The 2,201-nt window shown below is 71.0% G+C and carries 2 protein-coding genes; one reads left to right on the forward strand and one right to left on the reverse strand.

What is annotated here, in order from left to right; all coding sequences use genetic code 11:
* Positions 1–871 (forward strand): oxidoreductase (locus HRUBRA_RS14465; RefSeq protein WP_035518374.1); only part of this gene is annotated, 871 nt, incomplete at its 5' end.
* A 6-nt stretch (positions 872–877) separates the two neighbouring features.
* On the opposite strand, the gene HRUBRA_RS14470 is transcribed toward HRUBRA_RS14465, so the two are convergent.
* The coding region (locus tag HRUBRA_RS14470) for a cryptochrome/photolyase family protein (RefSeq protein ID WP_035518376.1) at positions 878–2,201 on the reverse strand (1,324 nt) is incomplete at its 5' end.

Raw genomic sequence — 2,201 nt, forward strand, 5'->3', positions numbered from 1 at the left:
GGTGGCCCTCACGGAGGCCGAGATCGGCGAACTGCCCGGTCGCTTCGCGACCGCGGCCGCGGCGGTGGCGGCGGCGGGCTTCGGTGGTGTGCAGGTGCACGCCGCGCACGGTTACCTGCTCTCGGAGTTCCTGAGCCCGCGGGCAAACCGCCGCGACGATGTCTACGGCGGCTCCGCCGAGCGGCGGGCTCGCCTGCTACTGGACATCATCGCGGCGGTGCGCGCGGCCACCGGCCCCGGCTTCGCGGTGGCCGTGAAGCTGAACAGCGCGGATTTCCAGAAAGGCGGTTTCGCCTTCGAGGACAGCCTGCAGGTGGCGCGCTGGCTGGAGGCAGCGGGCGTGGACCTGATCGAGATTTCCGGCGGTACCTATGAGCAGCCGCGGCTGCTGGGCGTCGAGGGGCTGGAGCCCGCGGAGGAGCAGGCCGTGGCAGCGTCCACGCGGGCGCGGGAGGCCTATTTTGTCGACTTTGCGCTGGCCATGCGCGAGTCCGTGAAGGTGCCGCTGATGGTAACCGGCGGCTTCCGCACCCTGGCGGCCATGGAGCAGGCCCTCGCCGAAGGCGTGGACCTCATCGGCCTCGGCCGCCCCCTCTGTGTGCAGACCGACGGCCCGGCGCGACTGCTGGCGGGCGCCGACAGCTTGCCGAGCTACGAGGTAGGCCTGGGCCTGCTGCCGAAGCCGCTGCGCTTCCTGCGCGGCTCGAAGCTGCTGCGCACCCTTGACACCTTCGGCACCATGTACTGGTTCTACGCGCAGCTGGACCTGCTCGGCAAGGAAGGGCACGCGCGGCCCGCGCTGTCGTCCTTCGCCGCATCGCGGCGTATCGAGGGACTGCAGAAGCAGCTGCTGGCGGCGCGCCGGGGTTAGGGCGGTTTACCGCTTCCCGGTGATTTCCCCATAGGCATCGAGGGCCGCCTGGCGGGCGGCCTTGTGCTCGACGATCGGCGCCGGGTAGTCCCTGCCGAGGACGACACCGGCAGCCTCAAGGATGTGCGCGGGCGCCTCCCAGGGCTTGTTCAGGTACTTGTCGGGCAGCTGCGCAAGCTCCGGGATCCAGTGGCGCACGTAGGCGCCGTCCGGGTCGAACTTCTCGCCCTGGGCGACCGGGTTGAAGATGCGGAAGTAGGGCGCCGCATCGGCGCCGGAGCCGGCGACCCACTGCCAGCCGGCGCAGTTGTTCGCCATGTCGGCATCCACGAGGGTGTCCCAGAACCAGGCCTCGCCCTCGCGCCAGTGCACGCGCAGGTGCTTAGTGAGGAAGGAGGCGGTGACCATGCGCACGCGGTTGTGCATGTAGCCGGTGGCCCAGAGTTCGCGCAGGCCGGCATCGACCAGCGGGTAGCCGGTGCGCCCCGTCTGCCAGGCAGCGAGGCCATCCTTGTCATCCGCCCAGGGAAAGGCATCGAAGTCGGCCTTGAAGTTCTTCGCGCCGAGCGTCGGGAAGAAGCTCAGCAGCTGGTAGGAGAACTCGCGCCAGCCGAGTTCGGCGAGGAACTTGTCCACCGCCTTTGCAGCGGCCCCGTGGCCCCCGGCGACTCGCTGTGCCGCGTCCCAGACCGTGCGCGGTGAAATGTCACCGGCGTGCAGGTGCGGCGAGAGGCGGCTGGTGCCATCCCGGTCGGGCCGGTCCCGGTCTTCGGCGTAGCGGTCGATCGCCTCCTCAAGAAAGCGCTGCAGGCGCCGGTGCGCACCGGCGCTGCCGGGCTCCCAGTGTTCGCCCCAGCCCGCGGCCCAGTCCGGCTTGCTCGGCCGCAGCTGCCAGTCGTCCAGCGTGTCGCCGGCATCCGGTGGTTCCTGCCAGGCGATGGCATCCGGCCGTGCGAGCGGCGCTTTCGGGGGCGTCGCCACGCGGCAGGCGCGCCAGAAGGGCGTGAAGACCTTGTAGGGATCGCCGTTCTTAGTGAGTACGCTGCCCGGTTCGAACAGCAGCGTCCCCGGGTAGCGGCGCACGGTGATGCCCTTCGCCCCGAGGTGCTCGTGCAGGCGCTCCTCGAGAGTGACCGCCCAGGGCTCGTACTGGCGGGAGCAGAAGACATCGGCAGCGCCGGTGCGCTCGCAGAGCTCTTCCAGCAGTGCCGGTGTGTCACCGCGGCGCAGATAGAGCTCGCCGCCGGCATCGCGGATGTCCCCGGCAAGGGCCGCGAGGCTGCCGTGCAGCCACCAGCGGCTGGCGCCGCCGGGCGCGCGCTCGCCGGCC

Source organism: Pseudohaliea rubra DSM 19751 (genome assembly GCF_000764025.1).
GTDB classification, from domain to species: domain Bacteria; phylum Pseudomonadota; class Gammaproteobacteria; order Pseudomonadales; family Halieaceae; genus Pseudohaliea; species Pseudohaliea rubra.